The organism is Streptomyces sp. ICC4 (assembly GCF_003287915.1).
Lineage (GTDB): Bacteria > Actinomycetota > Actinomycetes > Streptomycetales > Streptomycetaceae > Streptomyces > Streptomyces tritrimontium.
The window spans coordinates 5,637,403-5,649,436 of sequence record NZ_CP030286.1 but is presented as its reverse complement, the minus strand read 5'-3'; the positions used below and the strand labels follow the sequence as shown (position 1 = coordinate 5,649,436).

At 71.3% G+C, this 12,034-nt stretch carries 13 protein-coding genes and 1 other RNA gene; 7 read left to right on the top strand and 7 right to left on the bottom strand.

Features of this window, described 5'->3' with window-relative positions; all coding sequences use genetic code 11:
• Positions 1-138 precede the first annotated feature (138 nt).
• The 5 genes from whiG (at position 139) to DRB89_RS26295 (ending at position 3,516) form a co-directional block, all read left to right on the top strand.
• Positions 139-975 carry an RNA polymerase sigma factor WhiG gene (gene whiG / locus DRB89_RS26315; RefSeq protein ID WP_112450498.1) on the top strand — a complete coding sequence of 279 codons (837 nt, stop codon included), beginning with the start codon at positions 139-141 and terminating at the stop codon, positions 973-975.
• Between the two features lie 96 nt (positions 976-1,071).
• Positions 1,072-1,629, top strand: coding sequence for a TetR/AcrR family transcriptional regulator (locus DRB89_RS26310; RefSeq protein WP_112450497.1), 558 nt, complete (start codon positions 1,072-1,074; stop codon positions 1,627-1,629).
• 173 nt (positions 1,630-1,802) lie between these two features.
• Entirely contained in the window at positions 1,803-2,957 is a 1,155-nt protein-coding gene (locus DRB89_RS26305) for an MFS transporter (RefSeq protein WP_239516861.1), read from the top strand.
• A gap of 29 nt (positions 2,958-2,986) precedes the next feature.
• Complete coding sequence (locus tag DRB89_RS26300) at positions 2,987-3,262, top strand: type II toxin-antitoxin system Phd/YefM family antitoxin (RefSeq protein WP_112452248.1); 276 nt, start codon at positions 2,987-2,989, stop codon at positions 3,260-3,262.
• Positions 3,259-3,516: a Txe/YoeB family addiction module toxin gene (locus tag DRB89_RS26295; protein ID WP_112452247.1), complete on the top strand. Its 258-nt coding sequence runs from the start codon at positions 3,259-3,261 to the stop codon at positions 3,514-3,516. The genes DRB89_RS26300 and DRB89_RS26295 overlap by 4 nt, the downstream gene beginning before the upstream one ends.
• 205 nt (positions 3,517-3,721) lie before the next feature.
• On the opposite strand, the gene ssrA is transcribed toward DRB89_RS26295, so the two are convergent.
• The 5 genes from ssrA to ftsE all read right to left on the bottom strand — a co-directional run bounded on the left by ssrA (position 3,722) and on the right by ftsE (position 7,652).
• Positions 3,722-4,110: a transfer-messenger RNA gene (gene ssrA, locus DRB89_RS26290) on the bottom strand.
• Between the two features lie 127 nt (positions 4,111-4,237).
• Positions 4,238-4,723, bottom strand: a complete 486-nt coding sequence (gene smpB / locus DRB89_RS26285; RefSeq protein ID WP_112452246.1) for an SsrA-binding protein SmpB — start codon at positions 4,721-4,723, stop codon at positions 4,238-4,240.
• Between the two features lie 18 nt (positions 4,724-4,741).
• Positions 4,742-5,953 carry a S41 family peptidase gene (locus tag DRB89_RS26280; protein ID WP_204357906.1) on the bottom strand — a complete coding sequence of 404 codons (1,212 nt, stop codon included), beginning with the start codon at positions 5,951-5,953 and terminating at the stop codon, positions 4,742-4,744.
• Positions 5,954-6,021: 68 nt separating this feature from the next.
• Complete coding sequence (ftsX, locus tag DRB89_RS26275; protein WP_112452244.1) at positions 6,022-6,945, bottom strand: permease-like cell division protein FtsX; 924 nt, start codon at positions 6,943-6,945, stop codon at positions 6,022-6,024.
• Between the two features lie 17 nt (positions 6,946-6,962).
• Positions 6,963-7,652 carry a cell division ATP-binding protein FtsE gene (ftsE, locus tag DRB89_RS26270; protein WP_112452243.1) on the bottom strand — a complete coding sequence of 230 codons (690 nt, stop codon included), beginning with the start codon at positions 7,650-7,652 and terminating at the stop codon, positions 6,963-6,965.
• Between the two features lie 224 nt (positions 7,653-7,876).
• Here ftsE and DRB89_RS26265 point away from each other — a divergent pair, with 224 nt between their 5' ends.
• Positions 7,877-8,071 carry a hypothetical protein gene (locus DRB89_RS26265; protein WP_112452242.1) on the top strand — a complete coding sequence of 65 codons (195 nt, stop codon included), beginning with the start codon at positions 7,877-7,879 and terminating at the stop codon, positions 8,069-8,071.
• A 107-nt stretch (positions 8,072-8,178) separates the two neighbouring features.
• On the opposite strand, the gene prfB is transcribed toward DRB89_RS26265, so the two are convergent.
• Positions 8,179-9,288 carry a peptide chain release factor 2 gene (gene prfB, locus DRB89_RS26260; protein ID WP_112452241.1) on the bottom strand — a complete coding sequence of 370 codons (1,110 nt, stop codon included), beginning with the start codon at positions 9,286-9,288 and terminating at the stop codon, positions 8,179-8,181.
• 314 nt (positions 9,289-9,602) lie between these two features.
• Between prfB and DRB89_RS26255 the strand changes: the two genes are divergently transcribed.
• On the top strand, positions 9,603-10,670 hold the full coding sequence (locus DRB89_RS26255) for a 2-oxoglutarate and iron-dependent oxygenase domain-containing protein (RefSeq protein ID WP_112463440.1): 1,068 nt from the start codon (positions 9,603-9,605) through the stop codon (positions 10,668-10,670).
• Between the two features lie 66 nt (positions 10,671-10,736).
• Here DRB89_RS26255 and DRB89_RS26250 read toward each other — a convergent pair whose 3' ends face one another.
• A complete protein-coding gene (locus DRB89_RS26250; protein WP_112451941.1) occupies positions 10,737-11,984 on the bottom strand; it encodes a serine/threonine-protein kinase in 1,248 nt (415 codons plus the stop codon).
• Between the last annotated feature and the right edge of the window lie 50 nt (positions 11,985-12,034).

Below are 12,034 nucleotides of genomic sequence, written 5' to 3'. Positions count from 1 at the left end.
TGCGCCAGGCGCCGGTCCCGGGTCGCCCGCGCGAGCCGGGGCGCCCTTGTCGGCCCGCGCGATCCCGTACTCTTCGCGCACCGCGACACTTCCGTCACGCTACGCTCCCAAGGAATCCGGCTCCGGCAAAGGCGAAGCATGCCCCAGCACACCTCAGGGTCTGACCGCGCTGCGGTGCCCCCCGCTGCGCGCAGCAGCGAGCGGTCCACCGCGCCCTCGTCCCTGGAGGTGCTGTGGCGCTCGTACAAGGACTCGGGTGACGAGCGGCTGCGGGAGCAGCTGATCCTGCACTACTCGCCCCTCGTGAAGTACGTGGCCGGGCGGGTCAGCGTCGGCCTGCCGCCCAATGTGGAACAGGCCGACTTCGTCTCCTCCGGGGTCTTCGGACTCATCGACGCCATCGAGAAGTTCGACATCGAGCGGTCCATCAAGTTCGAGACGTACGCGATCACCCGGATCCGGGGCGCGATGATCGACGAACTGCGGGCGCTGGACTGGATCCCGCGGTCGGTTCGGCAGAAGGCGCGGGCCGTGGAGCGGGCCTACGCCACGCTGGAGGCCCAGTTGAGGCGTACCCCGACCGAGGTCGAGGTCGCCCGTGAGATGGGTATCGCCGTGGAGGAACTCCACGCGGTTTTCAGCCAGTTGTCGCTCGCCAACGTGGTAGCCCTGGAAGAGCTGCTGCACGTCGGCGGAGAGGGCGGCGACCGCCTCTCGCTGATGGACACCCTGGAGGACACCGCCGCCGACAACCCGGTGGAGGTCGCGGAGGACCGCGAGCTGCGGCGACTGCTGGCACGGGCCATCAACACGCTGCCCGAGCGGGAGAAGACGGTGGTGACCCTCTACTACTACGAGGGGCTCACGCTCGCCGAGATCGGCAACGTGCTCGGTGTGACGGAGAGCCGCGTCAGCCAGATCCACACCAAGTCGGTGCTCCAGCTGCGGGCGAAGCTGGCGGACGTCGGACGCTGATCGGGCCGCGGGCGCGGCCGCGGGTGCGGCCGGGGGCGCGACGGCCTTGCGGGACGTCCGTAGAGTGGACGCGTGCCCAGGATTCGAGCGGCCTCCGTGGCCGAGCACCGGTCGATGCAGCGCGGCTCCCTGTTGGACGCCGCGCGTTCCCTGCTGTCCGAAGGGGGGACGGAAGCGCTGACCTTCCCCGCCCTCGCCGAGAGGACCGGCCTCGCCAGGTCCTCCGTGTACGAGTACTTCCGCTCTCGCGCCGCCGTCGTCGAGGAGCTCTGCGCGGTGGACTTCCCCGTGTGGGCGGCCGAGATCGAGGCGGCTATGTCGGACGCGCAGACGCCGGAGGCTAAGATCGAGGCGTACGTCCGCAGCCAGCTGGGGCTGGTGGGGGACCGCCGGCACCGGGCGGTGGTGGCGATCTCGGCGAGCGAGCTGGACGCCGGGGCGCGCGAGAAGATCCGCGCGGCCCACGGGGGGCTGATCGCGATGATCGTCGAGGCGCTCGCGGCGCTCGGACAGAAGGAGCCGAGGCTGGCGGCGATGCTCCTGCAGGGAGTCGTGGACGCCGCCGTCCGCCGGATCGAGGCGGCCTCCGGTGAGGACCCGGACGTGGTCACCGACGCGGCCGTCGCCATGGCCCTGCGGGGCGTCGGGGGCTGAGGCCCGTCACCCCCTTGTCCCGTCACCCCCATGTCCCGTGGTCCCGCGGTCCCGCGGTCCCGTCGTCCCGGGGGGCAGGCGGGGGGTCGGGCGGGGGAGGAGCAGCCTCCCCCTCCGCTTCCCCCTCTGCCCCGGCGGCGCGGCCGGCCCGCGCCGCAGGCCCGTACCGGCGGCTGTTCGCGCTCCCCGGCACCCGCGGCTTCACCACCGGGAACCTGATCGCCCGGCTGCCCATGGGCATGTTCGGCATCAGCGCCGTCATGATGATCGCGGGCCAGCGCGGCTCGTACGCCCTGGCCGGGGCGGTCGTGGCGGCCGGCCTGGCGGCCACCGCGCTCGTGGCGCCCTGGACGGCCCGGCTGGTGGACCGGCACGGGCAGGCCCGTGTCGCCGTACCCGCCACCCTGATCGCGGTCCTCGGCTCGCTCTCCCTCGTCGCGTGCGTCCGTACCGGGGCCCCGGCCTGGACCCTCTTCGCCTCCTACGCCGCCACCGCGACCACCCCCAACATCGGCGGCATGTCCCGCGCCCGCTGGACGCACCTGCTGAAGGGCGAACCGGCCGCGCACCACACCGCGATGTCCTTCGAACAGGCCGCGGACGAGCTGGCGTACATGCTCGGGCCGGTGGCCGCCGCGTTCCTGTGCACGGCCGTCTTCCCCGAGGCGGGCACGCTCGCGGGCGCCGTGCTGCTCCTCACCGGCATGCTGGTCTTCACCGCCCACCGGGCCACGGAGCCCCCGCCGGCGCCCGCGGTCCGCGGCCGGTCTCCACTGCGGGCCCTGGGCCGTCTCCTGCCCCTGTTCTTCGTGCTCGGCACCATGTTCGGCTCGATGGAGATCACCTCGGTCGCCCACCTCGGCGCCCACGGCCTCGGCGCGCTCTCGGGCCCGGTCCTCGCCCTCCAGGCGGCGGGCTCCTGCGCGGCCGGCCTGCTGTACGGCACCCTGCGCCCGCGCGGGCTCCCGGTCTGCCTGGCCGTCCTGGCCGGGGCGATGGCGCTGCCGTGGGCGGCGGCGGCCGCGGGTTCGGTGCCCGGCCTCGCCGCGGCCCTGCTGGCCGCCGGCACGGCCACGGCCCCGGTCATGGTCACGGCCATGTCCCGGGTCCACGCGGTGACCCCGCCGGGCCGGCTGAACGAGGGGATGACCCTGGCCGTCACCGCGATCTTCGCGGGCATCGCGGTCGGCTCGGCGGCCGCCGGATCCGCGATCGACCACCTCGGCACGACCGCCCCGTACGCCCTGCCGGCCGCGGCGGCCCTGCTGGCCTTCCTCCTTGCCGGGACAAGACTGGTACCGGTTTTCGGTACAAGACTGGTACGGTAGATCGGTACCTTCGAGAATGGAGTGACGCCATGTCCATAAGCGCCAGCGAGGCCAGAGCGACCCTGTTCCCGCTCATCGAGCGCGTCAACACGGACCACACTCCGGTGCGCATCACCTCCAAGGGCGGCGACGCCGTCCTCATGGCCGCCGACGACTACGACTCCTGGCAGGAGACCGTCTACCTGCTCCGGTCTCCGGAGAACGCGAAGCGCCTGATGGAAGCGGTCGCCCGCGACCGCGAGGGTGCCATCACCGTCACCAGGACACTGGACGAGCTGAGGGAGATGGCCGGGGGCGAGGAGTGAGGGGCGTCCACTTCGACCCCGCGGCCTGGGACGACTTCCTCTTCTGGCTCTCCTCCGACCGGAAGATGGCCCGCAGGATCACCCGCCTGATCGGCGAAATCCAGCGCGACCCGTTCGGCGGGATCGGCAAACCCGAACCCCTGAAGGGCGAGCTGTCGGGCTACTGGTCCCGCCGGATCGATGACGAACACCGGCTCGTCTACCGGGCGGACGACAAGGAAGTGAAGATCCTCAAGGCCCGCTACCACTACTGACCCTGAGGGCCTTGGACCCGGGGGACGAAGGTGAAGCGATGGCGTACTCGCCCCACCAGCGGGCCATGAAGGCGATGGCCTCACGGAGGGCCCGCGGGGTCCTCTCCGGCATGGGCGGGACACCCGGTTCGCCCACGGGGGGGGCTTCGGGCACGACAAAGGCCCCGCAGCCTGATGGCCGCGGGGCCTTTGCCCAACATGGGGGTTGTGGAGATGGCGGGAATCGAACCCGCGTCCAACGGTGCAGAAGTAGGGCTTCTCCGAGCGCATTCCGCTGCGCTTTTCTCAGCCCCGGAGATCACACGGACAAGTCTCCGACGGGCTCAGTCACTGTTTGGTTTCCCCCTAGCCCCCGTGACCGGGGTTAGAGGTTTAGATCCCTAATTGACGCCAGGATCCGGACCGGGACCACTTCCGGGCTGACGCTCCTCACAGAGGCTTCAGCTCACTGTTATTAGGCAGCGAGGGTGAAGCGGGAGTTATCGCTCTTGGAGTTGGCGATTATTGTTTGCGACATATGGTTAACGAGATCATTGCCGCTTTCTCGGCTCGCTTCCCCTACATCAACATCCGCTGTCGAAACCGATCATCCCCATGTTTCACACTCTTCAGTTGTGAGATCGAGCCGGCGCTCTCCATGCGTTCCGACCGACCGGCACCACCCGCAAGCGCGTGGTGCTGACGCCATGGTACGCGAAGTGGACCTCCGCGTGCCAGGAGATTAAAGCTGGGCGCGCTCCTTGCGCTTCACGGCCGAGATCACCCGGTTCGTCTCGCGCGTGTCCTGCTTCTCCCGCAGGGACTGGCGCTTGTCGTACTCCTTCTTGCCCCTCGCCAGCGCGATCTCGATCTTCGCCCGGCCGTCCTTGAAGTACAGGGCGAGCGGCACGATCGTGTTGCCCGTCTCCCCCGTCTTCGACTCCAGCTTGTCGATCTCCTCGCGGTGCAGGAGCAGCTTGCGCTTGCGCCGCGCGCTGTGGTTGGTCCAGGTGCCCTGGCTGTACTCCGGCACGTGGACGTTGTAGAGCCACGCCTCGCCGCTCTCCACCGACACGAAGCCGTCCACCAGCGAGGCACGGCCCTGGCGCAGGGACTTGACCTCGGTACCGGTGAGCACGAGACCGCACTCGTAGGTGTCGATGATCGTGTAGTCGTGCCGCGCCTTCTTGTTCTGGGCGATCAGCTTGCGCCCTGTTTCCTTAGCCATAGTGCGGTCATTTTCGCACTACGGACCCACCCCGAGGCCACTCAATACCGTTCGGGCCCGATCCTCGACCCCGTCCGCCGCCGAAAGGTCGGGCGTGATGCCCCCGCCGTCGAGGCTGCGGCCCGCCGGGGTGCGGTACGTGCCCACCGTCAGTTCCGCCACCGACCCGTCCGGGAGCTCCGTCGGCATCTGCACCGAGCCCTTGCCGAAGGTGCGGGTGCCGACCGCCACCGCGCGGCCCCGGTCCTGGAGGGCACCGGTGACCAGCTCGGCCGCGCTCATCGTGCCGCCGTCGATCAGCGCCACCAGCGGCCGGTCCGTGTCCCCGCCCGGGGACGCGTAGAGGGCGTGCTGGGCGCCGCGCACGTCGTACGTCGCCACGAGCCCGCCGTCCAGGAAGGCGGAGGCGGCCGTCACCGCCTCGGTGACCAGCCCGCCCGTGTTGCCGCGCAGGTCGAGCATGACCCCGCCGCCGGCCGGGGCGGCGCGGACGGCGGACCGTACGCGCTCGCCGGAGCCCCGGGTGAAGGAGGCGACCTTGATGACCGTGATGCCGCCCGGCAGCTCCCGTACGGTCACCGGATCCGTGCGCAGCTCCTCGCGCCGCACGGTCACGGTGAGATCGGCTCCGTCGCGGGTCAGGTGCAGCACCACGGGGGTGCCGGCGGCGCCGCGCAGCAGGGCCACCACCTCGCCGACCCGCAGCCCGCTCACGCCCTGCCCGTCGATGCTCAGCAGCCGGTCCCCGGCGCGCAGCCCGGCCCGGGCGGCGGGACCGCCGGGCTGGACCCGGTCGATCTCCACGCGGCCGTCGCGCAGCCTGGCGGCCCACAGGCCGACGCCGGTCCAGTGGCCGTCGAGCTCGTCGGCGAAGGCCTCGTACTCGCTCTGGTCGTACACGGTGCCCCAGCGGTCCCCGCTGCGGCTGACGACGTCCTCGGCGGCCTTCTTGCCCGACTTGCCCTCGGCGACGGCCTCGGCGGCCGCGCGGGTCACCGCGTCCCGGTCAGCGGTGCCCGCCTCGCGGTCCGCCGGCGGGCGCGGCGGGGGCACGGCGGGGCCCGTACGGGCCGCCAGGAGGGAGGACGCGGATTCCCCGTGGCCGGAGTCCCAACTGCCGGTGCACGCACCGGCGCCGACGGCCGCGAGGAAGGCCAACGTCAAAACGGCCCCGCGACGCATGTCGCGGGGCCGTGGACAGAAGGCGGGAACACTCGGCAAGCCCGGCATGGCGCCGAGTCTAGGACAGGACCCGCGGCGGGTACGGCTGGTCGGCCGGACCGCTCACGGGTCGCTTGTCACACCTTCAGGTACTTGCGCAGCGCCACGAAGGCGGCCAGCGAGGGCATGAGCACCCCGATGACGAGCACCAGCGGCAGCTTGGTCAGGACCGAGTCCCAGCCGATGAAGTTGATGAGCTCCATCTTGTCGCGGAGCGCGGCGCCGTGGTCGATCACGAAGTACTGGCCGGCGCCGAGCATGCCGCAGGCGAGGAGGGCGCCGATGAGGCCCGCGAAGGCGGCCTCCATGATGAACGGCACCTGGATGTAGAAGCTGGACGCGCCCACCAGCCGCATGATCCCGGTCTCGCGCCGCCGGCTGAAGGCGGAGACGCGCACCGTGTTGACGATCAGCAGCAGCGCCACGATGAGCATGATCAGCATGATGCCGAGGGCGGCGATGTTGAGGTAGCCGAGGAGTCTGAAGAGGTTGTCCAGCACGGTGCGCTGGTCCTCGACCGACTGGACTCCGTCACGTCCGGAGAAGGAGGTCGTGATGACCTTGTACTTCTCGGGCTGCTTGAGCTTCACCCGGAAGGACTCGGGCATCTGGTCCGGGGTGATGGAGGCGGCCAGGGCGGTGTGCCCGAACTGCTCCTTGTAGTGCTTGAAGGCCTCGTCGGAGGACTCGTACGAAACGTTCTCGACGAGGTCCATTCCCTTGAGCTCGGTCTCCAGGGCCGTCTTCTGCTCGGGCGTCACCGCGCCCTTGGAGCAGGAGGCGCCGCCGGTGGCCTCGGCGTCGTTCTTGTTGCAGAGGTAGATCGAGACATTGACCTTGTCGTACCAGTAGCCCTTCATCTTGCTCACCTGGTCGCGCATGAGCAGGGAGCCGCCGAACAGGGCCAGCGACAGGGATACGGAGATGATGACCGCGAAGGTCATGGTCAGATTGCGGCGGAGACCGACCCCGATCTCCGACATGACGAACTGGGCGCGCATCGCGTCTCAGGAGCCTTTCAGTGCTGGTAGCCGTAGACGCCGCGCGACTGGTCGCGGACGAGACGGCCCAGCTCGAGTTCGATGACGCGCTTGCGCATCTGGTCGACGATCTGCTGGTCGTGGGTCGCCATGATCACGGTGGTGCCGGTCCGGTTGATCCGGTCCAGCAGCTTCATGATCCCGACGGAGGTCTGGGGGTCCAGGTTGCCCGTGGGCTCGTCCGCGATCAGCAGCGCGGGCCTGTTGACGAAGGCGCGGGCGATGGCCACGCGCTGCTGCTCACCACCGGAGAGCTCGCCGGGCATCCGGTCCTCCTTGCCGCCGAGGCCGACGAGCTCGAGGACCTGGGGAACGGCCTTCTTGATCTCGCCGCGCGGCCGGCCGATGACCTCTTGGGCGAAGGCCACGTTGTCGGCCACCGACTTGTTGGGCAGGAGCCGGAAGTCCTGGAACACGCACCCCAGCTGGCGCCGCATCTGCGGGACCTTCCAGTTGGAGAGCTTGGCGAGGTCCTTGCCCAGGACGTGCACCTGGCCGTGGCTCGCCCGCTCCTCGCGCAGGATGAGCCGCATGAAGGTGGACTTGCCGGAGCCGGAGGAGCCGACCAGGAAGACGAACTCGCCCTTCGCGATGTCCAGGGAGACATCTCTGAGTGCGGGACGGCTCTGCTTCGGGTAGGACTTGGAGACGTTGTCGAATCGGATCACGGGTGCACCACGGTCGCCGGGAGTAGGTGAGCGTGACCATACGCGAACAGGCGCGGGGTGTGGACCCGGCGTCCGGAGTTGCCCGATATATCCCCTGGTCCCCGGCGTGCACGACCGCGATTGCCCGGACGGGCCGCGCCTAATGTCGCCGGAGCTGGCACAGTGGTAGGGGAACGGAGTCGTTCCCGCTGCCGTTGTACCCGAGGGGACGGAAGGAGGAGCGCATGACATATGACCGGCTCGTGTGCGCGAACTGCGCCGCGCCCGTGAACCAGGGCCGCTGCCCGGTGTGCCGGGCGAACCGACAGCGCCTCCAGCAGGAGGGCCCCTTTTCCGGCGGCCTGAACCCGGTGGCGCTCGTCGCACTGCTCGTGATCCTGGTGGCCGCGCTGGCACTGGTGGCCCAGCAGACGGCGTAGCTCCTCAGCCGCCACGTACCCGATCAAGCGCAGCCCGATCGAGCGCGGAAAGGGCCCGGACACCTTGAGGTGTCCGGGCCCTTTCCGCGCTCTACGCGCTCACGTGCTTACGCGGTCTGCTCCTGCTGCTTGCGCCAGCGGATGCCGGCCTCGAGGAAGCCGTCGATCTCGCCGTCGAGCACCGCCTGCGGGTTGCCGACCTCGAACTCCGTCCGCAGGTCCTTGACCATCTGGTACGGGTGCAGGACGTAGGAGCGCATCTGGTTGCCCCAGGAGCTTCCGCCGTCCTTGAGGGCGTCCATCCTGTCCTTCTCCTCCTGGCGGCGCCGCTCGAGCAGCTTGGCCTGGAGGACGTTCATCGCGCTGGCCTTGTTCTGGATCTGCGAGCGCTCGTTCTGGCAGGAGACCACGATGCCGGTCGGCAGGTGCGTGATGCGCACCGCGGAGTCGGTCGTGTTGACGCCCTGGCCGCCGGGGCCCGAGGCGCGGTACACGTCCACGCGCAGCTCGCCCTCGTCGATCTCGACGTGGTCGCTGGACTCGACGACCGGCAGCACCTCGACGCCCGCGAAGGAGGTCTGGCGGCGGCCCTGGTTGTCGAAGGGCGAAATCCGGACGAGCCGGTGGGTGCCCTGCTCGACGGAGAGGGTGCCGTAGGCGTACGGGGCCTTGACCACGAAGGTGGTCGACTTGATGCCGGCCTCTTCCGCGTACGAGGTCTCGTAGATCTCGGTCGGGTAGCCGTGGCGCTCGGCCCAGCGCAGGTACATGCGCTGCAGGCGCTCGGCGAAGTCGGAGGCGTCCACGCCGCCGGCCTCGGCGCGGATGTTGACCAGCGCCTCGCGCTCGGCGTACTCGCCGGAGAGCAGGGTGCGGACCTCCATCTCGTCCAGCGCCTTGCGCACGGAGACCAGCTCGGTCTCCGCCTCGGCGAGGGTGTCCGCGTCGTCCATCTCCACGGCGAGCTCGAAGAGCACCGCGAGGTCGTCGATGCGCCCGCGCAGGTTCTCGGTCTTGCGGACCTCGGCCTGGAGGTGCGAAAGCTTGCTCGTGATCTTCTGGGCGGCGTCCGGGTCGTCCCACAGGGACGGCGCGGCGGCCTGCTCCTCGAGCACGGCGATATCTGCCCTCAGCTTGTCGAGGTCCAGGACGGCCTCGATCGACCCCATGGTCGAGGAGAGGGACTTCAGCTCTTCGGATACATCGACGACTGCCACGGGTCCAGCGTAGCCGGTCCCCGGGGGCCGCTCTCCGGCCAGGCCGAATCACCCGTTCTGGTGGCGGGTCGTACGGGCGTACGCTCACCGTATGACCGTTCTCCTCGTCAAGCGCCGCCATGTGGACCACATGCGTGTCACGACGACGAGCTGTCCGCCGCCGGACCTGCTCCAAGCCTGATCCACCCCGATCCGACTTGGTCCTGTACGCGGCTCTCGCGGTCCCGGCGCCAACCCTGCCGGCGGCCCCTCCCCGGCCGCGGCCCCCACCATCCCTGGGGACAGGACCCCGTGACATCCGAAACGGAGCCGTCATGCCGTCCGCGCCCTCCTCCCGGCCCTCTCACCCAGCCCAGGCCTCCCACCCGGCCCGGCCCGCCGGACCCGCTCAGCACACCCTCCCGGTACTGGACCTCTCCCAGGCCGACGACCCCGCCCTGCGCGACTCCTTCCGCGGGCGACTGCACGCGGCCGCCCGGGACAGCGGCTTCCTGCACCTCACCGGGCACGGGGTCAGTGCCGCCGAGACCGCCCGCATCCTGGAGCTGACCCGGGCCTTCTTCGCGCTCCCGGAGGCCGACCGGCTGGCCGTGAGCAACCTGAACTCCCCGCACTTCCGCGGCTACACCCGCATCGGGCACGAGCTGACCGGCGGCGCCTCCGACTGGCGCGACCAGCTGGACGTGGGCGCGGAGCGGCCCGCGCCCGAGGTGGGCCCGGACGACCCGGCGTACCTGTGGCTGGAGGGGCCGAACCAGTGGCCCGCCGCGCTGCCCGAGCTGAGGGACGCGGTGCTGGGCTGGCAGTCGCGGCTCGCGGCGGTCGCCCACCGCCTCCTCCAGGAGCTGCTCGCCTCGATCGGAGCCCCCTCGGACTTCTTCGACGCGGCCTTCGCGGACCGGCCGCACCTGCACACGAAGCTGATCCGCTACCCCGGCTCCGCTCCGACGGGCACCGACCAGGGGGTCGGGGCCCACAAGGACTACGGCTTCCTGACCCTGCTGCTCCAGGACACGGTGGGCGGGCTGCAGGTGGTCCGGGACGGGGCCTTCCTGGACGTCCCTCCCCTGCCGGGCGCGTTCGTGGTCAACCTGGGCGAGCTGCTGGAGATCGCGACCGACGGCTATCTGACGGCGACCGACCACCGGGTGGTCAGCCCGCAGGGGGCGGTGGAGCGGTTCTCGGTGCCGTTCTTCTACAACCCGCGGCTGGACGCGGTGGTGGAGACGGTTCCCGGCGACTACCTGCGCTCCGCGCCGGGCCTCGCCCACGACGACGCCAACCCGCTGCACGCGGAGTACGGCCGCAACGAGCTGAAGGGCTGGGTCCGCGCCCACCCGTCGGTGGCCCGGCGCTGGCACCCGGAACTCGTGACCGTGTGACCGTATGACCGAGATCGTCGGCGGGGCGCTCCGGCCCCGCCGGCGTTCGAGGCGCGGGGTCCGCGGCTACGGGGCCGTCGAGCCCGACTGCTTGTTGTCCCGGGCCGGGGGCGCCGAGTCCGAGGAGACGGCGAGCCAGCTCCCGACCCCGACCGCGGCGGCCAGCGCGACGGTCGCGGCGGCCAGCGCCAGCCTTCGCTTGCGGACCGTCTCCGCCCGGTGCCGCGCGGAGCCCGGCCGGTGGCCGCCGGCCGGACGCGGGACCCGGGCGGTGCCCAGCGCGCCCCCCGCCAGCTCGTCCGGTCCCGGCACCCGCATCGAGGTGTGGGTGTCCCGGTTGGAGTCCGTCGAGGACCCGGGCACCAGCGGGACCACGCCCCGCCGCCGGACCGGGTCCGCGGCGGTCTCCGGTTCCGGCGACCGGTCCGGCTCCGGCTCGTCCGGCTCGTCCACGTCCAGCGGCGGCATGCCGGCCACCAGCGGCAGCAGGTCCCGCAGGCGCAGCGAGAGCTCCGAGGCGCGCAGGCGGGAGGCGGGGGCCTTCGCCAGGCACTGGACCATCAGCTGCCACAGCTCGTCGGGGATCCCGGGCAGCGGGACGACCGTCTCCGTCACGTGCCGGCGCAGGACCGCCCCGGGGTGCCCGCCGCCGAACGGCGTGAATCCCGCCAGCAGTTCGTACAGGACGGTGGCCAGGGCGTAGATGTCCACCGCGGCGCGCGGCGGCAGGCCCTCCACGATCTCCGGCGCCAGATAGTCCGGCGTCCCGATGATCCGGGTGGTGGGGGCGGACGCGCGGCCGCCGGTGGCCCGCCGCGGAGAGTCGATGAGTTTGGCCACGCCGAAGTCCGTGAGCAGCGCGGGGTGCGCGCCGCCCGGCCCGAGCGGGCCCTGCATGTCGAGCAGGACGTTCTCCGGCTTGACGTCCCGGTGGACGACCCCGGCCGCGTGCGCGGCGGCCAGCGCGTCCGCGACGTCGGCGACGATCGCGACGGCCGCCTCGGGGGCGAGCCGCCGCTCGCGGTCCAGGCGCGTGCGCAGGTCCGTACCGCGGACGAGGTCCATGACGAGGGCGAGGTCGTTGCCGTCCACGACGAGGTCGCGGACGCAGACGACGTGCGGGTGCTCCAGGCCGAGGAGCGCGCTGCGCTCCTGGACGAACCGTCCGACGAGCTCCTGGTCGGACGCGAGGTCCTCGCGCAGCAGTTTGACGGCGACGGGGCCGTCCGGCCCCTCGCCCAGCCATACCGTGCCCGCGCTGCCGCGCCCCAGGATCTGGTGCGCGGTGTACCGGCTGCCGATCTTCCGTGCCACGACTGCTCCCTCAGCGGCTGGCGTAAGTGCCAAAGCTACGCGGCCGGGTG

Excerpts from the sequence above, each read along its gene's own strand:
- DRB89_RS26300 (WP_112452248.1), top strand. The coding sequence starts at position 2,987 with ATGTCCATAAGCGCCAGCGAGGCCAGAGCGACCCTGTTCCCGCTCATC.
- whiG (WP_112450498.1), top strand. The coding sequence starts at position 139 with ATGCCCCAGCACACCTCAGGGTCTGACCGCGCTGCGGTGCCCCCCGCT.
- DRB89_RS26280 (WP_204357906.1), bottom strand. The coding sequence starts at position 5,953 with ATGCCGGGCTTGCCGAGTGTTCCCGCCTTCTGTCCACGGCCCCGCGAC.
- DRB89_RS26255 (WP_112463440.1), top strand. The coding sequence starts at position 9,603 with ATGCCGTCCGCGCCCTCCTCCCGGCCCTCTCACCCAGCCCAGGCCTCC.
- ftsX (WP_112452244.1), bottom strand. The coding sequence starts at position 6,945 with ATGCGCGCCCAGTTCGTCATGTCGGAGATCGGGGTCGGTCTCCGCCGC.
- smpB (WP_112452246.1), bottom strand. The coding sequence starts at position 4,723 with ATGGCTAAGGAAACAGGGCGCAAGCTGATCGCCCAGAACAAGAAGGCG.
- DRB89_RS26265 (WP_112452242.1), top strand. The coding sequence starts at position 7,877 with ATGACATATGACCGGCTCGTGTGCGCGAACTGCGCCGCGCCCGTGAAC.